The sequence below is a fragment of the Lentzea sp. genome (assembly GCF_035525475.1).
Lineage (GTDB): Bacteria > Actinomycetota > Actinomycetes > Mycobacteriales > Pseudonocardiaceae > Lentzea.
Genome location: NZ_DATLEC010000099.1, coordinates 16,564 through 38,112, shown reverse-complemented (window position 1 = coordinate 38,112; position 21,549 = coordinate 16,564). Strand labels below are relative to the sequence as shown.

Genomic DNA, 21,549 nt, shown 5'->3' with positions numbered 1-21,549 from the left:
AGGATCGTTGTGATCGCTCCAGACGGAATATGTCTGGCAATCTGTCTATCTACTCAAAGGAATACTCCTGACGAGGAGTATTCATATTACTGGCTGTTTTTCGGCACGCTGTTGAGTTCTCAAAGAACACGCGCTCACCGCAGCTCATCTCCGAGGAGAGTCACTTCCGGGGCTGTGTCAGGCTTAGAAGTCTTTCGCCGCGCTCCGTTCCGGTGTTTCCCGGCCCGTTCCGCGCTGGCAGAGAGAAATTTACACGGCGGCCCACCGGGATCCAAATCGGGGGTCACGCGACATGTAACCGCAGGTCAGACGCCACGCGGATGGCTCAAACCCGCCAAGATCGACGCACAGTGTGACCGGAGCCACGCAAACAATCTTGTACTCGGTCCTAACGAGGGGCCACGGGCAGGTGCACAGTGACCGACAAACCGCCTGTCGGCACGGCCACTGCCTGCGCAAACCCGCCGTGCGCTGCCACCGCGGCACGCACGATGGAGAGGCCCAGGCCCGTCCCGGACTGGCTGGTGCGGTCCTTGACCCCGCGGCGGAACGGCTCGAACAGCTCCTCGACGCGGTCCGGCGGGATCAGCTGGCCCGACGACGACACCCGCAGCACGGACCACTGCGGGCCCGTCTCCACCACGGTCTCGACCCAGCCGCCGACGTGGTTGTGCCGGACGGCGTTCTCCAGCAGGTTCCCGGCGATGCGCTCCAGCAGTGCGGGATCCCCGACCGCGAGCGCCGGCACGCACCGGAACACCGTGCGCAGGTTGCGGGCCTCTGCTTCCGAACGGACGGCCCTCCACGCGGACTCCACGACAGCGGACAGGTCGACCGGTTCCCGCACCGCGAGGCCCAGACCGTCCGTGCGCGCGAGCAGCAGCAGCGCCGACACCAGCTGCTCGGCGCGCTCCCCCGCGGCACGAACGACACCGGCCATGCGCCGCAGCTCTTCGACGTCCGCGTCCGGATCCGACAGCGTGACGTCTAGTTCCGTGCGCACCACCGAGAGAGGAGTGCGCAGTTCGTGCGACGCGTTCGCCACGAACCGGCGTTGCGAGTCGAAGGCCGCTTCGAGCCGGTCGAGCATCGAGTCGAACGTGTCCGCGAGCTCGGCGACCTCGTCGCGCGGCCCTTCCAGCCGCAACCGCGAGGAGCCCAGGGACTCGGCCGACAACTGACGCGCGGCGCCCGTGACGTCGTGCAGAGGTTTCAACACACGGCCGGTGAACGTCCACGCCAGCACGGCTGCGGCCACCACCATGCACGCGAACGCGATCAAGCCCGCACGCAGCAAATCTTCGCGGGCAGCGACAGTCAGCGCGTCGGTCAGCGTCTTCACCGTGACGGTGACACCGTCCACCGTGACCTGGGTGTCGGAGGGGAACGACGGCGACGAGTCGAAGACCCGGCCGACCAGCGTCCACGCGAGGAAGAGCAGCACAGCGCTCACCGCCGCGACGAGCGCGGTGGTGAGGAGCGTAATCCGGAGACGAAGTCCCGGTCCGCGCCTTCGCATAGATCAGTCCCTGGGGGATCAGGCTTCGGCGGATCCGTTCGACGCGCTCGGGACCCGGTAACCGGAGCCCACGACGGTGTCGATGATGCCCGGTTCGCCGAGCTTCTTGCGCAACGTCATCACGGTGACGCGCACGGTCGTGGTGAACGGGTCGGCGTTCTCGTCCCACACGCGCTCGAGCAGTTCCTCGCTGCTGACGACCGACCCCTTGGCCGCGAGCAGCACTTCGAGGACTCCGAACTCCTTGCGCGTCAGCTCGATCGGTTGCCCGCCGCGCGACACGGTGCGCCGCGCCGGGTCCAGCTCGACGTCCTGCGCGGACAGCAGGGGCGGCGTCGCCGGCGTCGCGCGCCTGGCCAGCGCCCGCACGCGCGCGACCAGTTCGGGGAACGCGAACGGCTTCGCGAGGTAGTCGTCGGCGCCCAGGGACAACCCGGACACGCGGTCCTCGATCGACCCGCTGGCCGTCAGCATCATGACCCTGGTGAGCGCGCCGGAGCTGAGGATCTCCTTGCACAGCTCGTCGCCGGACATCCCCGGCAGGTCGCGGTCGAGCACGACCACGTCGTACCGAGTGACGGTCGACTTCTCGTGCCCGGTCTCGCCGTCGTAGGCGACGTCCACGGCCATGCCTTCACGCCTCAGACCGCGAGCGATCGCGTCGGCCAGAGGTGCCTCGTCCTCGACAACCAGAATCCGCACGCCACCAAGGTGCCACACCCACCTGAGACCACGCTTAACGACACCTTCACGCGAGCTGTCAGCGCTGGTGGTGTGCGAGCAGCGTGCCGAGCAGCCCGGTCAGGGTCCGGCGGTCCGGTTCGGGAAGCGGCGCGAGCAGGGCGTCCTGGGCGTGGTCGAGCGCCTTGTCGAGACGGCGGAGCTGCGTCCTGCCCGTCCCGGTGAGCGTGACGGTGTTGCGCCGCCGGTCCCGCGGGTCCTGCGCCCGGTCGACGAACCCCCGCTCCTGCAGCTCGGTCACGGCCGCGACCACGTCGCTGCGGTCCATGTTGCAGCGACGGCCGAGCTCGGCCTGGCTGGCCACTCCGAACTCGTCCAGCGCGGCCAGCAGCCGGTAGTGGTAGCCGCGTGCCCCTGCCTCGGCGAAGGCCTCGGTGGCGAGCCGGTGCGCGTGCACCGACAGCTGGGTCAGCAGCCAGCTCGGTTTCCCGGCCAGACGTTCGGGGGTTTCCTCCACGGCCTCATCGTAATCGTTGGTGGAACCAACGCAGATGTGTACTGTTGGTTGCGCCAACGTTGGCGCAACCAACAATCAGGAGTGCTCATGTCCACGATCGACCACATCGAGATCAACGACCTGGTCAGCCGCCTCGGCCGTCTGCTCGACGACAAGCGGTGGGACGACGGGCTCACGGTGTTCCACCCCGACGTGTCGATCCACTCGCCCCGCTACGGCGAGATCAGCGGGTTCGACGAGTTCGTCGAGGTCGTGCGGGGAACCGAGCAGCCGGACGTGCTCACCCAGCACCTCACCACGGGTCTGCTGGTCGACCTGGACGGCGACCGGGCCACTGTCTCGGCGAACACGCTGAACTACTTCTTCCGTGCCGGCGAGACGCCGTTCCGGACCGCGAGCCTGCGCATGGACTGGGTCGTCGTCAGGACGCCCGCCGGCTGGCGGGTGCGCGAGACGCGAACCACCGTGCTGTGGATCCGCGAGGACTGACCAGGACCTGCGGGCCGGCCGGTCCACCACGACGGTCGAGGCGGCCTGCAACGCGCGGAGCTCCAGCAACGCCGGGTGCTCCTCCGCCAGCCGTGCCGCGTTGAGCAACGACCGCAACGCGGCCGTCTCACCGCGCGCCCGTTCCAGCGCGGCACGTCCCTCGGACGCCGCGACGAGCTCGGCCAGGGCGGCACGCCGCAGCTCACCGGGCATCACGACGTCGCGCACGGCCACCTCGGACACCACGATGCCGAGCTCGGCCGCCCTCGCCGCGACCCCGGCCAGCACCTCAGCGGCGATCGCGTCACGTTCGGCATCAACGGCGGTGTGCGCGCGCGTCAACACAGCACCGCGCAGTGCGAGCTGCACGGCCGTGTAGAGCTCAGCCTCGGGTCCGGCAGACGCGATGACGAACGTCGTCGGCGCGGACACGGCCCAACGCACCACAACGGTCACGCGGACCAGCACGCCGTCAGACGTCGGAACGTCCTGCGCGGCGGGGGTCATCGTGCGCGGACGGATGTCGACGCGCTGAACCACGACGTGCCGCGGGAACTTGTGCTGGCCGGGCTCCACTTCGCCCATCAGCACGCCGCGGTCGAACCGGACGCCCCGCTCCCACGGGAACAACGTGTGCTTCATCGTCTCCACCTCCGTCCGGGTGCACCACGACCCCGGCCGGCGGAGCGGCGAACGGGAGTCCGGAAGGGACTCGCAGAGCTCGTCGCCCCCGTATGCGGCCGGGGTCGCGGCATTCAGGATCAGAACCCGGTGCCTTACAGCGCCAAGCGCCGCACTGACAGCGGAACCCGGCGAGGAAGGCCTGCCGGACCGCAAGAGCGGGCGCGAGGGGGAGGTTAGCCGATCTACTTCTCCGCGGGCGCGTCCATTTCGACGGGCAGGCACTCCAGCCGCGCGGCCCACTCCGTCACGCGGCGGGCGACGTCCTGCGCCGTGATCCCGCACAACGCCAGCACCTCGCCACGCGAGCCGTGGTCGTGGAACTGCTGCGGCAGAGCGATGTCGCGCAACGGCACCTCGATGTCGGCATCGCGCAACGCGGCCGCGAACGACGACCCGAAGCCACCGTGCCGCCCACCGTCCTCGACGGTCACGACGAGCTTGTGGGACGCGGCCATCTCCACGAGGTCCGAAGACATCGGGTAGATCCACCGCGGGTCGACGACCGTCACGCCGATGCCCTGGTCCTCCAGCCGTTGCGCGGCCTCGATCCCGAGCTCGCCCAACGCGCCGACGGTCACCAGCAGCACGTCGTTGCCCGACCGGCGCAGCACGTCGACGGAACCGACGCGCTCCAACGCGGGCAGGTCGCCGCCGACGGAGGCCTTGGGATAGCGGATCACCGACGGCGCGTCCGAGATCTCCACGGCCTCGCGCAGCTCCTCGGCGAGCGTGCCGGCGTCACGCGGCGCCGCCACGTGGACGCCGGGGATCACGCCGAGGATCGACATGTCCCACATGCCGTGGTGCGACGCGCCGTCCGGACCGGTGACACCGGCTCGGTCCAGCACGACCGTGACCCCCTGCCCGTGCAGGGCCACGTCCATCAGCAGCTGGTCGAACGCCCGGTTGAGGAAGGTCGCGTAGACGGCCACGACGGGGTGCAGGCCTCCCATCGCCAGACCGGCGGCGGAGGTCAGCGCGTGCTGCTCGGCGATGCCGACGTCGTAGAAGCGCTCCGGGAAGGCCTTCGCGAACGCGTCCAGGCCGGTCGGGCCCTGCATCGCGGCGGTGATCGCCACGACGTCGGAGCGCTCGCGGCCGATCTCGACCAGCGAGTCGGAGAACACGTGCGTCCAGGTCCGCTGGGACGGCTTCAGGTCCTCACCGGTGATCGGGTCGATGACGCCGGTGGCGTGCATCTGGTCGGCCTCGTGGTTCTCGGCCGGCGCGAACCCCATGCCCTTGCGGGTCACCGCGTGCACTATCACCGGACCGCCGAACGACTTCGCGCGCTGCAGTGCGGACTCCAGCGTCGCCATGTCGTGGCCGTCGACCGGGCCGATGTACTTCAGCCCGAGGTCCTCGAACATGGCCTGCGGCGCCAGCGCGTCCTTGATGCCGCGCTTGGCGGCGTGCAGGGCGGCGTAGAGGGGCTTGCCGAAGAACGGCGTCTGCTGCAGCGCGCTCTTGCCCTTCTCCAGCACGCGCTCGTAGCCAGGACGCAGCCGCAGCGACGACAGGTGGTCCGCGAGACCACCGATCGTCGGCGAGTACGAGCGGCCGTTGTCGTTGACGACGATCACGACCGGACGCGTCTTGTCCGCCGCGATGTTGTTCAACGCCTCCCAGCACATGCCGCCGGTCAGCGCGCCGTCGCCCACGACGGCGATCACGTGGCCGTTGGTGCCGTTGATCTGCTTCGCCTTCGCCAGGCCGTCCGCGTAGGACAGCGCCGTCGACGCGTGGCTGTTGCCCTGCACGTCGTGCGCGGACTCCGCGCGCGACGGGTAGCCGGACATCCCGCCCTGCTGCCGCAGCTCGTCGAAGCCGTCACGGCGGCCCGTGACGATCTTGTGCACATAAGACTGGTGCCCGGTGTCGAAGACGATCGGGTCCTGCGGCGAGTCGAACACCCGGTGCAGGGCCACGGTCAGCTCGACCACACCGAGGTTCGGACCCAGGTGCCCGCCCGTCTTGGACACCTTGTCGACCAGAAAACGACGGATCTCCTCGCACAGCCGCGACAGCTGCGCATCGTCCATCCGTTTCAGATCAGCTGGTCCGTGCACGGACTCCAGCAGGGTCACCACGCCCACCTCACTCCTGAAGACTGCGGCTCAGTCTACGGAGACCCGACTGAGACGCATGGTCAGCCGGTCTCAGGAACGAGCAGCGCGACGCACTCCACGTGATGGGTCATCGGGAACGCGTCGAAGGCGCGAAGATCAGCGAGCCGGTACCCCTGAGCAGTGAATTCGGCCAGGTCACGCGCCAAAGCGGCGGGGTCGCAGGCGACGTAGACGACCCGCTGCGGGCGGCGTCGTGCGACTTCAGCCACAACGACCTTGCCCGCACCCTTGCGAGGGGGGTCGAGCACCACGACGTGGGGGTCCTCGACGGGCAGCCTGCGCGTCACGGCGTGCTCCACCTTGTCGGCCACCCACTCGACCTGGGACATGCGGCGGAGGTTGCGCCGGCCGTCCTCCACGGCACCGGGGAAGGACTCCACGACCAGCACGGACCCGGTCTCGCCGACCTGCCGCCCGAGCACCGACGCGAAGAGCCCGGCACCGCCGTAGAGGTCCCACGCGCGTTGCCCCGGACCGGCCGCGGCCCACTCCCCCACGACGGACGCGAACGTGTCCGCGGCCGCGGGGTGGATCTGCCAGAACCCGTCGGCGGAAACTCGCCACTTTCGTTGGGCGGCGGTCTCGACGGCGGTACCCGTTCCGGCGCGTCGCACGGTGTGTCGGCCGCGGACCTCACCCAGATGCCGGTTGCCGTCACCGTCCTGGACGATCGTCAGCTCCTGCGCCCGCCACGTCCTGTCGGCGACCGACTCGACCATGCCCGGCCGGGAGATCACGCAGTGGTCGACCGGGATCACATCGTGGGAACGGGTGCCGCGGAAACCGGGCCTCCCGTCGCGGCCGACGGCCATCCGGATCCTCGTCCGCCACTCCAGCGGACCGCCCGGCAACGCCTCCACGACGACGTCGCGCTCGATCTTGGCCAGCCGCGAGAGCTGCTCGCGGACGACCTGGGCCTTGAGCTCGCGCTGGGCGTCCCACGACACGTGCTGGAAGTCGCAGCCACCGCACATCCCCGGCCCGCTGAACGGGCACGGCCGCGCGACGCGGTCCGGCGACGGCGTCAGGATCTCCACGGCGTCCGCACGGCAGAACGACCCGCCGTTGTCCTCATACACCGACACCACGACGCGCTCGCCCGGCAGCGCGTGGCGCACGAACAGAACGCGCCCCTCGTGCCGTGCGACGAAGTGGCCGCCGTGTGCGACGGGTCCCACCTCTACCTCGAACTTGCGTCCGGTCCAGTCTTCCTTGGTCGAGCTCATCGGTCGTCAAGTCCCCTTCGGACAGCGCCGGGCGCGATGACGTCCTTGTCCTTGACCTTCACCGAGGACTCCAGCTGCCACGGCACGCTGGTCACCATCACTCCCGGCTGGAAAAGCAGCCTTCCCTTGAGCCGCAACGCGCTCTGGTTGTGCAGCAACTGCTCCCACCAGTGGCCGACGACGTACTCGGGGATGAACACCGTAACAACGTCGCGGGGATTGTCCGACCTGACGCGCTTGACGTAGTCGAGAACGGGCTTGGTGATCTCGCGGTAGGGCGACTCGATCACCTTGAGCGGGATCTTGAAGTTCTCCTTCTCCCACTCGAGCACGAGCTTGCGGGTGTCACCGTCGTCGACGTTGACGGTGACGGCCTCCAGCACGTCCGGCCGTGTGGCCTTGGCGTAGGACAACGCGCGCAACGTCGGCATGTGCAGTTTGGACACGAGCACCATCGCGTGGTTGCGCGCCGGCATCGTCCGTACGCGCTCCTGCTTGCGCAGTTCCTCGGCGACGGTGTCGTAGTGCTTACGGATCGCCGTCATCAACGCGTAGATGGCGGCCATCGCGGCGATGGCGATCCACGCGCCCTTGGTGAACTTGGTGATCAGCACGATGATCAGCACGGTCGCCGTCAGCGCGAGGCCGAACGTGTTGATCGCCTGCGAGCGGCGCATCCGGGTGCGGGCCTGGGCGTCGGTCTCGGTCTTGAGCAGCCGCTGCCAGTGCTTGATCATGCCGAGCTGGCTCAGCGTGAACGACACGAACACGCCCACGATGTAGAGCTGGATCAGCCGGGTGACCTCGGCGTCGAACGCGATCACCAGCACGACCGCGAACCCGGCGAGGAACAGGATGCCGTTGGAGAACGCGAGCCGGTCGCCGCGGGTGTGCAGCTGGCGCGGCAGGTACCGGTCCTGGGCGAGGATCGAGCCGAGCACCGGGAAGCCGTTGAACGCGGTGTTCGCGGCGAGCACCAGGATCAGTGCGGTGACGCCGGCGATGAAGTAGAAGCCGGGCGGGAAGTTGTCGAAGACCGCGTGGGCGATCTGGGCGACCATCGTCTTCTGCTCGTAGCCCGCCGGGGCGTTCGTGATCTGCTGCGCCGGCAGCTCGGCCATCCGGACGTCGGTGAGCTGGGCGAGGATGATCAGGCCCATCAGCATGACCACCGAGATGGTGCCCATCAGCAGCAACGTCGTCGCGGCGTTGCGGGACTTCGGCTTGCGGAACGCGGGCACGCCGTTGCTGATCGCCTCGACGCCCGTCAGAGCGGCGCAGCCGGACGAGAACGCCCGCAGCACCAGGAACACGAACGCGAGTCCCATCAGGTGGTCGGACTCGGCGTGGATCTCGAGGCCGGAGCTCTCGGCGCGCATCTCGTCGCCGAGCACGAAACCGCGGAACAGGCCGTACCCGATCAACGCGAAGACGCCGAACATGAAGGCGTAGACGGGGACGGCGAACGCGCTGCCGGACTCGCGGATGCCGCGGAGGTTGACCGCCGTGAGCAGGACGATGGCGGCGACCGCGAACTCCGCCTTGTGCGTCGCGACGAACGGGATGGCCGACCCGATGTTGGCCGCGGCGGCCGAGATCGACACCGCGACGGTGAGGATGTAGTCGACGAGCAGGGCGCTCGCCACCGTGAGCCCCGACCTGCGCCCCAGGTTGACCGTCGCGACCTCGTAGTCACCGCCGCCGGACGGGTAGGCGTGCACGTTCTGCCGGTAGCTGGCGACCACCGTGAGCATGACCACGACCACGGCGACGCCCACCCACGGCGCCATCGTGTAGGCGCTCAGACCCGCCACCGACAGCATCAGGAAGATCTCCTCCGGCGCGTACGCGACCGACGACATGGCGTCGGAGGCGAACACGGGGAGTGCGATGCGTTTGGGGAGCAGGGTGTGAGCGAGGCGGTCGCTGCGGAACGGCTGTCCGACCAGGAGGCGTTTGGCAGCGGTGGCGAGCTTGGACACGGCCAGAGCGTAAGGGGTCCGCTCACCGGTACGGGCTAATGCTCGGTAGGTTCTGCCCAGAGTTCGCCTGAGGAGGCATGTCGTGCACGTGGTGATCATGGGGTGTGGCCGGGTGGGAGCCTCCCTGGCCAGGGCCTTGGAGCGACTCGACCACCAGGTCGCCGTGATCGACAAGGATTCGCAGTCGTTCCGCAGGCTGGGCAGCGACTTCCACGGACAACAGGTCGTCGGCAACGGTTTCGACCGCAATGTCCTGATCGAGGCGGGTGTCGAGCGCGCGGGCGCGTTCGCGGCGGTCTCCAGCGGTGACAACTCGAACATCATCTCGGCGCGGGTCGCGCGGGAGACGTTCGGCGTCGAGCACGTCGTCGCCCGCATCTACGACCACAAGCGCGCCGCCGTGTACGAGCGCCTGGGCATCCCGACGGTGGCGACCGTGCCGTGGTCGACCGACCGGTTCCTGCGCATGCTGCTGCCCGAGGGCGCGGCGACCGCGTGGCGCGACCCGTCCGGAACCGTGGCCGTGCTGCCGATCGAGGTCGCCGAGACGTGGGTCGGGCGGCCGGTGCGCGAGCTCGAGGAGGCGATCGGCGCGCGCGTGGCGTTCGTGATGCGCTTCGGCACGGGCGTGCTGCCGGAGAACTCGACCGTCGTGCAGGCCGACGACACCATCTACGTGGCGGCGCTGTCCGGCACGATCACCGACGTCGCGGCCGCGGCGCAGCAGGCACCGGAGGAGAGCTGATGCGGGTCGCGATCGCTGGCGCGGGCGCGGTGGGGCGGTCCATCGCGCAGGAGCTCGTGTCCGACGGGCACCAGGTGATGCTGATCGAACGGGACAGGGCGCACTTCGACCCGAACTCCGTCGACCAGGCCGAGTGGGTGCAGGCCGACGCGTGCGAGCTGTCCTCTTTGGAGGACGCGGGCATGCAGCTGTGCGACGTGGTGATCGCCGCGACCGGTGACGACAAGGTCAACCTCGTGGTGTCGCTCCTGGCCAAGACCGAGTTCGCGGTCCGCCGCGTCGTCGCGCGGGTGAACGACCCCGCGAACGAATGGCTGTTCACCGAGTCGTGGGGCGTCGACGTCGCCGTGTCGACGCCGCGGTTGCTGGCGGCGATGGTCGAGGAGTCCGTGACGATCGGCGACGTCGTGCGGCTGCTGACGTTGCGGCAGGGCCAGGCGAACCTCGTGGAGATCACACTCGACGAGTCGACGCCGTTCGCCGGGCGTGCCGTGTCGGAGCTGACGCTGCCCCGCGACGCCGCGCTGGTGACGATCCTGCGCGGCGGGCGGGTCATCGTGCCGCAGCCGGACGACACGCTCGAGGCCGAGGACGAGCTGCTGTTCGTGACGACCGCGGCCGTCGAGCAGGACATCAAGACCGCGCTGGGGTACTAGACCGCCGCATCTTCGTTGGTACTGCGGCACATTCCGCGTCACCGCCTGATGCGCGGCAGCGAAGCGCAGAAGCAGGTGAACACGGTCTGACCGCTCGAACGGAGCAAGGCCGGTGTCCCCGTCGTGGAGGCACCGGCCCTGTGCGTTCGGAACGTCAGTCGCGGGACCTGTCGCGTGCCTTCGTCCGCGCGTCCTCGTCGACGGTGCGCTGGAGCTCGTCCATGTCCGGCGTCAGCAGGTCGTCGGCCGTGCGGGCGAGCACGTCGTCCACCTCGGCCTGGGCTGAGGCCTCTGCCGCGGTGGCCTCCTCGGCCGCCTTCAGGCGCTTGTCCGCGCGGCGGACCGCCCAGACCGTGGCGAGCAGGGCGATGGCCATCAGCGGGTAGCCCATCGCGAGACGGGCCACCGCGAGCCAGCCGACCTGGTCCTCGTCGTAGAGCCAGCGCTGCACCGCGAAGCGGGCGAAGAACACCAGCGCCCACACGAAGGTCGCGATGTCGTAGTCGCGGACCGACGCCTTGTCCGCGCGCCAGGAGCGGTCTCTGCCGTTGAGGAACGTCCAGATCACGCCCGCGAGCGGCCAGCGCACGATGATCGACAGCAGGAACGCGCTGCCGTAGACGACGCTCTGCCAGATGCCGAAGAGGAAGAAGCCCTTGGCCTCACCCGTCTTGTAGGCGATGAACGCCGCGACACCCACGCCGAAGACGGCGGAGATCGCGGGCTGGATCGTTCCCTTGCGCACGGCCAGGACCACGCCGATGACGACGGCGGCGGCGAGGGAGCTGATGATCGCCGCCATCAGGTTCTTGGCGGCGAAGTTGACGATCACGAAGACCAGGACGGGCAGCGACGAGTAGAGCATTCCGCTCACGCCGCCCATCTGCTCGAGGACGGTGGGCTGCTTTTCTTCGGTCTCAGCTGAAGTCATGAAGCGTTCTGCAACTCGTAATAGGGGTTGTAGAGCACCTTGCGCCCGTCGCGCACGGCGATGCGGCCACGAGCCTTGATCGTCCGACCAGGCTCGATTCCCGCGATGCGACGGCGGCCGAGCCAGACGAGGGTGACGCCCTCGGTGCCGTCGTAGAGCTCCGCTTCCAGGGTGGCGGCCGCGTCACGGGGACAGAGCTCCACGCTGCGGAGCCGGCCGAGGACGGTGACCTCCTCGCCGGACTTGCAGTCGCAGGCCTTCACCGCGCCGACGGCCTCCGCTTTTCGCGACAGGTCGTCCGCGTCCAGCTCGGCCACGTCGCTGGTCAAGCGACGCACCAAGCGGTGCCAATAGCCGCCCATCCCCGACTCCTGCAGTGCTCTGGTGGCCCAGTGGTGTGGACCGTCTGACATGAGGGTACGCACGAGGGCCGACAATCTCGGGCGTGCCTGCCGAGACCGTCGTCCTCCTGCCCGGAACCGCCTCTGACGAGGTGTTTGTCCGAACCGTGTTCGCCGAGCCGTTGTCGCAGGTCGGCGCCGTTCTGGTCGCTCCACGGGTCCGCACACTGTGTGAACGGTTGACGGCCCTCGAAAATGCCTGGGCAGGCCACCCGATCGTGGTAGGCGGAGTCTCGCTCGGCGCGCACGTCGCCGCGCGGTGGGCGGCGGCGAACCCGGACAAGTGCGCAGGTCTGGTCCTCGCGCTGCCCGCGTGGACCGGTGCCGCCAACGGTGCTCCCGCGGCCCTCGCGGCCAAGGCCAGCGCTCGGATCGTCACGGACCACGGCCTGGAAACGGCGCTCGCGGGCACGACCGGCTGGCTGCACGACGAACTGACGAGGGCGTGGCACGGCTACGGCGACGAGCTCGTGCCCCACTTCGAAGAAGCGTCCGAGTCGCCCGCGCCGACGCTCGACGAGCTGAGGTCGCTGACCGTGCCGACGGGAATCGTCGGGTGCACCGACGACCCGGTGCATCCGATCGAGGTCGCACGGCAGTGGGCGAACGCGATCCCTCGCGCCGTGCTCACGACAACGACGTTGGACGCCTACCCGCGCGCATTGGGGCGCGCGGTGCAGGCGTGGCAACGAGCGAGGAACTAGCCCTGCTGCTGGATGTGCTTGGCGATCGCCTCGGGCAGCTCGACCGGCAGCGGGGTGCGGGGCGGCATCGGCTGCTCGCCGCGCACGACCACGGTGCCGCGCAGCATCTCGCGCAACGCCTCGGAGTTCTGCGCGAAGTGCTCCTCGGGACCGGCGGCGACACCGCGCAGCATCCAGCGAGGGCCGTCGACGCCGACGAAGAGGATCTGCACGCCCTGGTTGCGCGCGGTGATCTCCTCGCCCCACTCGCCGTTCTCGCGGTTGATGCGCGCGCCGTCCTCCTTGAGGCCCTGGATCAGCTCGGCGCCGACCTCCTTCCAGAGGCCGCCCGACTTCGGCGCGGCGAACGCGCTGACCGTCAGCTGGCCGACGGACGTGAGGACGTGCACCGCGCGCACGGAACCGTTCTGCTGGTCCATCTCGACCTGCAGCTGGGCCTCGTCCGGCATCGGCAGCTGCACCGATCCCAGGTCGAGCCGCTGCACATCGTCACGGGGCGCCACGGTCGAGTCCCACGGGCCTTCGACGTCGTCGAAGTCCTCGTCGTGCTCCGGACCGGTCTCGACCGCCCCCGAGGAGTGACGACCGCGCTTGCGGCGCCTTCCGAACATGCCCTACCCCTCTGCATTCGTACGGGCGAGCACGTCGTGCCCGCCGGTCGAGCCATAGCCTCCCGCACCGCGCTCCGTCTCCGGCAGCTCGGTGACCTCCCGGAACACCGCGTGCTCGACGCGCTGCACGACGAGCTGGGCGATCCGGTCACCGCGCACCAGCGCGATCGGCTCACGGAGATCATGGTTCACGAGGCAAACGCGGATCTCACCGCGGTAGCCGGAGTCGATCGTGCCGGGCGTGTTGACCACGCTCAGCCCCGCCCGCGCGGCCAGCCCGGACCGGGGGTGCACGAACCCCGCGAACCCCTCGGGCAGCGCGATCGCGACACCGGTTCCGACCACGGCGCGCTCGCCTGGTGGAATGACCACGTCCGACGTGGTGACCAGATCGGCGCCCGCGTCGCCGGAACGGGCGTAGGCGGGCACGGGAACCCCCGGATCGAGCCGGGTCAGCAACACCTCGACGCTGGACACGGCGGCCGAGATTACCCTGAGGGCGTGAGTGAGACTGCCGTGACCGCCTCTACGACCTACCGCGAGCGCCTGTACGTGACGTGGTGGTTCTGGCCGCTGCCGCTGCTCGCGGCCGCGTTGCTGGCCGCCGAGATCCACATGGGCTTCCCCGGCGTCCGGTCGTGGCTGCCGTACGTGATCCTGCTGCCGCTCACGACCCTGCTGATCGTGCGGATGGGGTCGACGAAGGTCGAGGTGGCCGGCGGTGAGCTGCGCGCGGGCGAGGCGCACATCCCCCTGGAGCTGCTCGGCGAGGCCGAGATCGTCGCCCCTGAGCACAAGCGCAGGACGATGGGACCGGAGCTCGACCCGGCGGCGTTCGTCGTGCACCGCGGCTGGGTCAAGCCGCTCGTGCGGGTGCGCGTGGACGACCCGGAGGACCCGACCCCCTACTGGGTGATCAGCACGCGGCACCCGGAAGAGCTCGTCGCCGCGATCAAGGCCTGAAGAGGAACACCCGGAAAGAACACAACTGGGCGCCACCCGTGAGGGTGAGCGCCCAGTGGTTTCCCGGAGGACTGATCAGGCGCAGTCGCGGCAGATGTACACGCCGCCGTTGTCCTCGGCGAGCCTGCTGCGGTGGTGCACCAGGAAGCACTTCGAGCACGTGAACTCGTCGGCCTGCTTGGGCAGCACCTTGAAGGTGAGCTCCTCGCCGGACAGGTCGGCGCCGGGCAGCTCGAAGTTCTCCGCGGTCGCGTCCTCGTCGACGTCGACGACGCCGGACTGCGTCTCGTTCCGCCGGGCCTTCAACTCCTCGAGGGAGTCCTCAGCGAGTTCGTCCGCCTCGCTGCGACGCGGCGCGTCGTAGTCGGTCGCCATCTTCTTCACCCCTGCGGTCTACGGAGACTGTTCGTGTCGCTGGTTAACGCTCCAGCGCCCTCTTTTGTGCCCCACGTCAAGGTGACGTAGGTCTCTCGCGCCCAGGCCCAAGGCGACCCCCTCGACGTGACCGTCGGCTTGATCCACTTGTGGGCGGAGCGCGCAGAGGGTAGCTCATTGTCAGAGTGCCCCGGCATCGGGTTACCCCTTACCGACCGGACGGGTGACACAACCTTTCTACGCTGGACCGATACCCTGTGCGGGAGCACGTTCGCGCCGGCATGCAACCCGGCGGCGAGCCGGTACCGTCCTGACTGTGAGCAATCGGGCCGGTGCAGCGGGTCACGCACGCCGGGGCGCGCGCGCCAGCCGGGCAGGGCCTAGGCTGATCACAGAGGACGGATCACGGGAGGGCTTCGGACGTGGGATCCGCATCGGGGAGCATGACGCCTTACAAGAGGCGCCGGCCCGTGCCCGCGCTCGTCCTGTTCACGGTGCTGTTGGTCAGCTCCGTGTTCGTCTGGGTGAAGGTGCTCGGCAGCGCGGGCGACGTGGACGCGGCCATCAGGTGCAACGCGCCCGGTGGCGCGACGACCTCCGCCACCGCCGAGGCCGACCTGGCGGCCCCCGCGACGGCGCCGCCACCGCCCCTGGGCACGGTCCTGGAGCACGACGCGCTGGACCGCACGAACCCGGTGCCGGTCGGTGAGGTCAACTTCAAGGTCGTCAACGCCTCGACGCAGCGCAACCACGCGAAGACCGTGGCGACCCAGCTCACCGAGCTCGGCCTGAAGCAGGCGGCCGACCCCGGCAACGACCCGATCTACCCCGCCGGCGACATGACGTGCCGCGGCCAGATCCGCTTCGGCGCCCCCGGCGCGCAGGCCGCGCGGACGCTGTCGCTGCTGGAGCCGTGCCTGGAGCTCGTGCGCGACGACCGCCAGGACGCCACCGTCGACATCTCGGTCGGCAAGAAGTTCGACGAGGTCAAGCCGAACGGCGACGCCCGCAAGGTGCTCGACCAGCTCACCGAGTGGGCGGCGCAGCAGCCGGAGCAGCAGGGCGGTCAGGTCGCGGCGGTCGCCCCGCCGACGCTGAACCCGGACAACCTGGCCCGCGCGCGCGACGTCACCTGCTGACCACCCGCCCCGCCTTCGCCCCTCGCACCCGCGGGGGGCTTTTTCGTGGCACGCATGCAAAGGACGTTTGCGGTCGTCCGCAAACGTCCTTTGCACAACCAATATATTAGCGCCCTGACCTGCGGTGACTCAGACCTGGCCGAAGCCGCACTCCACCAACGCGCCGTGCATCGCTTCGGCGATCCCGGGCGCCGCGGCGAACGTCGCGTCCTCCCCCAGCTCCGGCGACGACCCCGGCAGCCGCACGACGGCACCGGCCTCGGCGGCGATCAACCCGCCGGCCGCCCAGTCCCACCGCCCCAGCCCGTGCTCCGCGTAGGCGTCGAGGCGTCCGGCCGCCACCGAGCACAGGTCGAGCGATGCCGCACCGGCCCGTCGCATGTCGCGCACCCGCGTGGCCATCCCGGCCCACGCGTCGGCCTGGCGCCGGCGCCGCTCCGGCCGGTACGCGAACCCGTACCCGAGCAGGGACAGCGACAGGTCGGTCGTCGCGGAGACGCGCAGCGGCTGGCCGTCGAGGAACGCGCCGTGCCCGCGGGCCGCGGTCCACACCCGTCCCGTCGCCGGTTCCACCACGGCGCCCGCGATCGACTCCCCGTCGAGCTGCGCCGCGATCGACACCGAGTACCAGGGGATCCCGTAGAGGTAGTTGACGGTGCCGTCGATGGGGTCGACGACCCAGGTCAGCCCCTCGACGACGGTGCCTCCCTCCTCCTCGCCGAGCACCGGTTCGCCGGGACGCGACTCGGACAGACGCGTCCGGACGAGTTGTTCCGAGGCACGGTCTGCCTCGGTGACCACGTCGGTGGAAGTGCTCTTGGTGTCGAACGAGACGACGGCGGAAGCGCGCATGCGCTGAACAAGAGCTCCCGCCTCCAGTCCGATGGCTGTGGCGATGTCGACGAGCGGCCGGGGATCGAGCACGACCGGTTCCCTCCTGCGTCACTAGCACGGGACTATCGGACAACGTCAGGCTAATGTCTGCGCACCACGGTTACTGAATCGAAGCCAGCAGGATCGAGTAGGAAGGACCACGGGGAATGGGCATCACCCGCGGGTTCGGTGTGGACATCGGCGGCTCCGGCGTGAAGGGCGGCCTGGTCGACCTCGAGGCAGGAGCACTGGACGGCGAGCGCATGCGGATCCCCACGCCTCAGCCCTCGACGCCGGAGGCGGTCGCGGAGGTCGTCGCCGAGATCGTCGAGAAGTTCCAGTGGGACGGTCCTGTCGGCATCACGCTGCCGTGCGTGGTCAAGCACGGTGTCGCCCTCAGCGCCGCGAACGTCGACAAGGGCTGGATCAACTGCGACGCGCAGCACCTCTTCGCCGAGCGCCTCAAGCGCAAGCCCGAGGACATCGTCGTGATGAACGACGCCGACGCGGCCGGCATCGCGGAGATGTCGTTCGGCGCGGGCGTCGGCAAGGCCGGGTCCGTGGTGCTGCTGACGTTCGGCACGGGCATCGGCAGCGCGGTGTTCCTGGACGGCAAGCTCGTTCCCAACACCGAGTTCGGCCACCTCCAGGTCGACGGCCACGACGCCGAGAAGCGCGCGGCGGCCTCGGTGAAGGAGGAGAAGGACCTGTCCTGGGAGGAGTGGACGCCCAGGGTCACGCGGTACATCAACGTGCTCGAGGACCTCATCTGGCCGGACCTGATCATCGCGGGCGGCGGCGTGAGCAAGAAGGCGCACAAGTGGTTGCCGTTGCTCAACGTGCGCACGGAGGTCGTCGCCGCGGCGCTGAAGAACGACGCGGGCATCGTCGGCGCCGCCTGGGCCGCCGCGCACGGCGTCCGGCCGTGATGATCATTCGACACCGAAACGTGTCCGACTCGCCTTACTCGATCTAGCTGCGAGAACGCAGGTGAGAGCGCCTCGAAGCACCTCGGGGCGCAACACCGCGTCACCGACGTCGTTACAATGGAACGCACACCCGCCAAGCAAGATCGGCGGGGAGATCCCCTGAACTCTGGCGACCGAGGTTTCGCGCCCTCTGGTCCGCCTTGAACGACCGTCGCGAAAGGGCGTACGTGGCAGCCGCAGAAACCGCAACCCGACGCTCCAGCTCCGCCGCGAGCGCCGCCAAGACGACCAAGGCGACCGCGGCCGGCGAGGCCGAGGAGAAGCCGAAGCGCAAGACGACCGCTGCGGCAGCGAAGAAGCCCGCAGCCAAGGCCGCCGGCGCCAAGACCGCGCGCAAGCCGGCCGGCAAGGCCGACCCCGCCGCGAAGGGCGCGACCAAGAAGGCCGACGGCGACGAGCCGGAGGACATGGAAGGCGCTCCCGGCGTCGAGGACCTGGTCGACGAGGTCGAGATCGTCGACGAACCGGTCGTGGACGAGCCGGAGGAGGCGGAGGACCCCAAGACCGAGGGCGACTTCGTCTGGGACGAGGAGGAGTCCGAGGCCCTGCGCCAGGCGCGCAAGGACGCGGAGCTCACCGCCTCGGCCGACTCCGTCCGCGCCTACCTCAAGCAGATCGGCAAGGTCGCCCTCCTCAACGCCGAGGAGGAGGTCGAGCTCGCCAAGCGCATCGAGGCCGGTCTGTACGCGGCCGAGCGCGTGCGCCGCTCCGAGGAGGAAGCGGAGAAGCTCACGCCGCAGCTGCGCCGCGACCTGCGCTGGATCGTCCGTGACGGCGAGCGCGCCAAGAACCACCTGCTCGAGGCGAACCTCCGCCTCGTCGTGTCGCTGGCCAAGCGCTACACCGGCCGCGGCATGGCGTTCCTGGACCTGATCCAGGAGGGCAACCTGGGTCTGATCCGCGCCGTCGAGAAGTTCGACTACACCAAGGGCTACAAGTTCTCCACGTACGCCACCTGGTGGATCCGTCAGGCGATCACCCGCGCGATGGCCGACCAGGCCCGCACCATCCGCATCCCGGTGCACATGGTCGAGGTCATCAACAAGCTCGGTCGCATCCAGCGCGAACTGCTCCAGGACCTGGGCCGCGAGCCCACCCCGGAGGAGCTCGCCAAGGAAATGGACATCACGCCCGAGAAGGTGCTGGAGATCCAGCAGTACGCGCGTGAGCCCATCTCGCTGGACCAGACGATCGGTGACGAGGGCGACAGCCAGCTCGGTGACTTCATCGAGGACTCCGAGGCCGTCGTCGCTGTCGACGCCGTCTCGTTCACGCTGCTGCAGGACCAGCTCCAGTCCGTGCTCGCGACGCTGTCCGAGCGCGAGGCGGGCGTCGTCCGGCTGCGCTTCGGCCTCACCGACGGCCAGCCGCGCACGCTGGACGAGATCGGTCAGGTCTACGGCGTCACGCGTGAGCGCATCCGCCAGATCGAGTCCAAGACCATGTCGAAGCTCCGCCACCCGTCGCGCTCGCAGGTTCTGCGCGACTACCTCGACTAGGTCTTACCCGGACATACGCACGAAGCCCCGCACCGGTTCGGTGCGGGGCTTCCGCGTTTTCGCGACGACGGGACGGTGGCGGGTGGACGAGGACGCGCTCCGCGAGGTGCTGACGCGCAACGAGGTGCTGCTGGAGGTCCTGCGCCGTGCTGAGCGACTCGGCCTGCCGGACTGGTACCTGACCGCCGGGTGCGTGTTCCAGACCGTGTGGAACGTGGTGACGGGCCGGCCGCCGGCCGAGGGCATCAGGGACTACGACCTGTTCTACTTCGACGGCTCCGACCTCGGCTGGGATGCCGAGGACGAGGTCATCCGGAACGGGGCGCGCGTCTTCGGCGATCTGCCCGCGGTCGTCGAGATCCGCAACGAGGCGCGTGTGCACCTCTGGTACGAGGACCGCTTCGGGGTTCCCTGTCCGCCCCACACGTCGACCGAGGCCGCCATCGACTCGTTCGCGGCGACCACCTGCTGTGTGGGTGTCCGTCTCGAAGGCGAACGGTGGCACGTCTACGCGCCGCACGGCCTCGACGACGTGTTCACCCTGGTCGTCCGGCCCAACCCGGTGCTCGCTCCGCGCGAGGTCTACGAGACCAAAACGCGGCGTTGGAGCGAGCAGTGGCCCGCGCTGACGGTGCTGCCGTGGTCCACATGATCACGGTTCGCGTCCGAATCGTGGGACGTTCGTGACCTGTTCGCTGCGGGCGGACAAGGGCAACCGATATCACACTCCCGGTGGCACGCAACCGACCGGACGGCCTCATCATGCTGCTCCACCAGCGGGTTTGTGGTCGCTGAGCGTGCGTGTCAAGACGATGAACCGGTGGCAAACGCAGGTGTGGGCCTGCTGCAGGCGGGTAGATCGCATAGTGACGCGAGTCGCCACGTGCACGGGAACACTGACTATCGCCAGAACGTCTGTCAGAGTGGAGCCAGCGAGCACCGCGCAGCCATCCAGGGGCGCTGTGGTCGCAGCTTGGTAAGAGGGCACCGGAACACAACGTTTCGTTGCCGGGACGGAGGGAGATTCATCATGACTGCAGCACTCACCCGCCCCGAGTTGACCGCTGCCGACCGCTGCGACCGCTGCGGGGCTGCTGCCCAGGTTCGCGCTTTGCTCCCGTCCGGGGGCGAGTTGCTGTTCTGCGGGCACCACGCCCGGGCGCACAGTGAGAAATTGCGCGAACTCGCTGCTGAGATTCAGCAGGGCTGACTTCCACCCCACCTAGCCGCTCGGGGCGGGGATCCGCGAGGATCTCCGCCCCCTTCGCTTTCCAGGGGTTCCTACAGGGCGTCCAGGACCGGCTCGAAGGCCAGTTCCGCGGCGCCGACCAGCTTCGCGTCGCGGCCCAGCGGCGAGGTGACGACCTGGGTACCGCCGACGGCGCGGGAGACGAGGCTGCGCCGTTGCACGGCGGCGCTCACCGAGTCCACCACCGACGCGGGCAGCGCCGTGTAGAGGTCGCCGAGCACGACCAGCTCAGGCCCCAGGACGTTCACGATGTTCGCGAGGCCCAGCGAGAGCCAGCCGGCGAACTCGTCCAGCACGGACGGGTCTTCGAGCGCTCGCAACGCCGCCACGACGGTGCCGCGCGGGGCGTCGTCGGGCAGGCCCAGCGCCCGGCAGAGCGCCGGTTCGCCGACCTCGGTCTCCCAGCAGCCGTCACAGCCGCAGTAGCAGCGGAGGCCGCGCGGGTTGACCACCATGTGCCCCAGTTCGCCGACGTAGCCGCCGGACCCGCGCAACGGTTGCCCCGACAGGATCACGCCGCCGCCGACACCGACGTCCGCGGAGATGTAGACCATGTCCGAGGACTCCTGGGCCGCACCGCGCACGTGCTCCGCGAGGGCGCCGAGCTCCGCGTCGTTGCCGACCTGGACCGGCAGCTTCAGCACCGCCTCCAGGCGTCTGCCGAGCGCCACGCCCGTCCAGTGCAGGTTCGGAGCCTCGTGCACGTGCCCGTCGGAATGCCGCACGACGCCGGGCACCGAGACCCCCACCCCGACGGCGGTGACGTCGAGGTCGTCGGCCATGAGGCGCGCCGACTCGACGATGTGCGTGATGACCTCCCCCGGATCACGCGTCCGGTGCAGGTTCCAGCTGTCCCGCCCGAGGATCTCCCCTCCGAGGCCCACGAACGCCATCGCCACGTGCTCCACCCGGACGTCGATCGCGATGACGACCGCGGCGTGCGGCTGGGGAAGGACGAGGAGGGACGGGCGGCCCGCTCCGCTGCGCAGAGCGGGCACGCGTTCGGCGACCACGCCGGCTTCGGCGAGGCCGTCCACCAGGGCCTTGATCGTGCTGCGGTTGAGCCCGAGCTCAGCCGCGAGCGACGCCCTGGTGGACGGACCGTCGACGTGCAGGCGGCGCAGCAGCGCCGTCCTGTTGTGCCTGCGGATCTCGTCGGGTCGGGTGCCGGACGTAGGTCCAGTCAC

General features: G+C 69.5%; 23 protein-coding genes and 1 pseudogene. 10 read left to right on the top strand and 14 right to left on the bottom strand.

The annotated features are described in order from the left end of the window. Positions 1-388: 388 nt before the first annotated feature. From VM306_RS17410 to VM306_RS17400, 3 genes are read right to left on the bottom strand one after another with little or no spacing between them, the layout of a single operon-like run. Positions 389-1,519, bottom strand: a complete 1,131-nt coding sequence (locus VM306_RS17410) for a HAMP domain-containing sensor histidine kinase (RefSeq protein WP_325516040.1) — start codon at positions 1,517-1,519, stop codon at positions 389-391. Between the two features lie 18 nt (positions 1,520-1,537). Continuing rightward, entirely contained in the window at positions 1,538-2,221 is a 684-nt protein-coding gene (locus tag VM306_RS17405; protein WP_325516039.1) for a response regulator transcription factor, read from the bottom strand. 58 nt (positions 2,222-2,279) lie between these two features. Continuing rightward, entirely contained in the window at positions 2,280-2,717 is a 438-nt protein-coding gene (locus VM306_RS17400; protein WP_325516038.1) for a MarR family winged helix-turn-helix transcriptional regulator, read from the bottom strand. An 87-nt stretch (positions 2,718-2,804) separates the two neighbouring features. Here VM306_RS17400 and VM306_RS41390 point away from each other — a divergent pair, with 87 nt between their 5' ends. Then, positions 2,805-3,206, top strand: a complete 402-nt coding sequence (locus VM306_RS41390) for a nuclear transport factor 2 family protein (protein WP_414672404.1) — start codon at positions 2,805-2,807, stop codon at positions 3,204-3,206. Between the two features lie 186 nt (positions 3,207-3,392). Here VM306_RS41390 and VM306_RS41385 read toward each other — a convergent pair. From VM306_RS41385 to VM306_RS17380, 4 genes and pseudogenes are all read right to left on the bottom strand, one after another. After that, a pseudogene (locus VM306_RS41385) lies at positions 3,393-3,791 on the bottom strand (SPFH domain-containing protein); the annotation flags it as partial. 281 nt (positions 3,792-4,072) lie between these two features. Beyond that, positions 4,073-5,977 (bottom strand): 1-deoxy-D-xylulose-5-phosphate synthase, encoded by a 1,905-nt coding sequence (gene dxs, locus VM306_RS17390; RefSeq protein WP_325516036.1) that lies wholly within the window; start codon positions 5,975-5,977, stop codon positions 4,073-4,075. A 62-nt stretch (positions 5,978-6,039) separates the two neighbouring features. Next, a complete protein-coding gene (locus VM306_RS17385) occupies positions 6,040-7,245 on the bottom strand; it encodes a class I SAM-dependent RNA methyltransferase (protein WP_325516035.1) in 1,206 nt (401 codons plus the stop codon). Then, entirely contained in the window at positions 7,242-9,227 is a 1,986-nt protein-coding gene (locus VM306_RS17380) for an APC family permease (RefSeq protein ID WP_325516034.1), read from the bottom strand. The genes VM306_RS17385 and VM306_RS17380 overlap by 4 nt, the downstream gene beginning before the upstream one ends. Before the next feature lie 82 nt (positions 9,228-9,309). Here VM306_RS17380 and VM306_RS17375 point away from each other — a divergent pair, with 82 nt between their 5' ends. Continuing rightward, complete coding sequence (locus VM306_RS17375; protein ID WP_325516033.1) at positions 9,310-9,972, top strand: TrkA family potassium uptake protein; 663 nt, start codon at positions 9,310-9,312, stop codon at positions 9,970-9,972. Continuing rightward, on the top strand, positions 9,972-10,628 hold the full coding sequence (locus VM306_RS17370; RefSeq protein ID WP_325516032.1) for a TrkA family potassium uptake protein: 657 nt from the start codon (positions 9,972-9,974) through the stop codon (positions 10,626-10,628). Before VM306_RS17375 ends, VM306_RS17370 begins: the two co-directional genes overlap by 1 nt. Positions 10,629-10,782: 154 nt before the next feature. On the opposite strand, the gene VM306_RS17365 is transcribed toward VM306_RS17370, so the two are convergent. After that, positions 10,783-11,559, bottom strand: coding sequence for a DUF3159 domain-containing protein (locus VM306_RS17365; protein WP_325516031.1), 777 nt, complete (start codon positions 11,557-11,559; stop codon positions 10,783-10,785). Next, positions 11,556-11,921: an OB-fold nucleic acid binding domain-containing protein gene (locus tag VM306_RS17360; protein ID WP_325516030.1), complete on the bottom strand. Its 366-nt coding sequence runs from the start codon at positions 11,919-11,921 to the stop codon at positions 11,556-11,558. The genes VM306_RS17365 and VM306_RS17360 overlap by 4 nt, the downstream gene beginning before the upstream one ends. Before the next feature lie 218 nt (positions 11,922-12,139). On the opposite strand from VM306_RS17360, the gene VM306_RS17355 reads away from it, so the two are divergent. Then, positions 12,140-12,664, top strand: coding sequence for an alpha/beta fold hydrolase (locus VM306_RS17355; protein ID WP_414672403.1), 525 nt, complete (start codon positions 12,140-12,142; stop codon positions 12,662-12,664). Here VM306_RS17355 and VM306_RS17350 read toward each other — a convergent pair. Together VM306_RS17350 and dut are read right to left on the bottom strand one after the other, a co-directional pair. Further along, a complete protein-coding gene (locus VM306_RS17350; RefSeq protein WP_325516028.1) occupies positions 12,661-13,275 on the bottom strand; it encodes a DUF3710 domain-containing protein in 615 nt (204 codons plus the stop codon). The genes VM306_RS17355 and VM306_RS17350 overlap by 4 nt on opposite strands. 3 nt (positions 13,276-13,278) lie before the next feature. Beyond that, entirely contained in the window at positions 13,279-13,752 is a 474-nt protein-coding gene (gene dut, locus VM306_RS17345; protein ID WP_325516027.1) for a dUTP diphosphatase, read from the bottom strand. Between the two features lie 24 nt (positions 13,753-13,776). Between dut and VM306_RS17340 the strand changes: the two genes are divergently transcribed. Beyond that, positions 13,777-14,238, top strand: coding sequence for a DUF3093 domain-containing protein (locus VM306_RS17340; RefSeq protein ID WP_325516026.1), 462 nt, complete (start codon positions 13,777-13,779; stop codon positions 14,236-14,238). Positions 14,239-14,313: 75 nt separating this feature from the next. On the opposite strand, the gene VM306_RS17335 is transcribed toward VM306_RS17340, so the two are convergent. After that, entirely contained in the window at positions 14,314-14,613 is a 300-nt protein-coding gene (locus VM306_RS17335; RefSeq protein WP_090056966.1) for a DUF4193 domain-containing protein, read from the bottom strand. Positions 14,614-15,056: 443 nt separating this feature from the next. Between VM306_RS17335 and cei the strand changes: the two genes are divergently transcribed. Then, the gene (gene cei / locus VM306_RS17330) at positions 15,057-15,752 is read left to right on the top strand and encodes an envelope integrity protein Cei (RefSeq protein WP_325516025.1); all 696 of its coding nucleotides are present in this window, start codon (positions 15,057-15,059) and stop codon (positions 15,750-15,752) included. 129 nt (positions 15,753-15,881) lie between these two features. On the opposite strand, the gene VM306_RS17325 is transcribed toward cei, so the two are convergent. Beyond that, positions 15,882-16,676: an inositol monophosphatase family protein gene (locus tag VM306_RS17325; protein WP_325516024.1), complete on the bottom strand. Its 795-nt coding sequence runs from the start codon at positions 16,674-16,676 to the stop codon at positions 15,882-15,884. Between the two features lie 116 nt (positions 16,677-16,792). Here VM306_RS17325 and ppgK point away from each other — a divergent pair, with 116 nt between their 5' ends. The 4 genes from ppgK (at position 16,793) to VM306_RS17305 (ending at position 20,323) form a co-directional block, all read left to right on the top strand. Further along, entirely contained in the window at positions 16,793-17,554 is a 762-nt protein-coding gene (gene ppgK, locus VM306_RS17320) for a polyphosphate--glucose phosphotransferase (RefSeq protein ID WP_325516023.1), read from the top strand. Between the two features lie 227 nt (positions 17,555-17,781). Continuing rightward, entirely contained in the window at positions 17,782-19,113 is a 1,332-nt protein-coding gene (locus tag VM306_RS17315; protein WP_325516022.1) for an RNA polymerase sigma factor, read from the top strand. 82 nt (positions 19,114-19,195) lie between these two features. After that, the gene (locus tag VM306_RS17310; RefSeq protein ID WP_325516021.1) at positions 19,196-19,765 is read left to right on the top strand and encodes a nucleotidyltransferase family protein; all 570 of its coding nucleotides are present in this window, start codon (positions 19,196-19,198) and stop codon (positions 19,763-19,765) included. A gap of 378 nt (positions 19,766-20,143) precedes the next feature. Further along, complete coding sequence (locus VM306_RS17305; protein ID WP_231642793.1) at positions 20,144-20,323, top strand: DUF7455 domain-containing protein; 180 nt, start codon at positions 20,144-20,146, stop codon at positions 20,321-20,323. A 71-nt stretch (positions 20,324-20,394) separates the two neighbouring features. Here the strand turns inward: VM306_RS17305 and VM306_RS17300 are convergent, their stop codons facing one another. Then, the gene (locus VM306_RS17300; RefSeq protein ID WP_325516020.1) at positions 20,395-21,549 is read right to left on the bottom strand and encodes an ROK family protein; all 1,155 of its coding nucleotides are present in this window, start codon (positions 21,547-21,549) and stop codon (positions 20,395-20,397) included.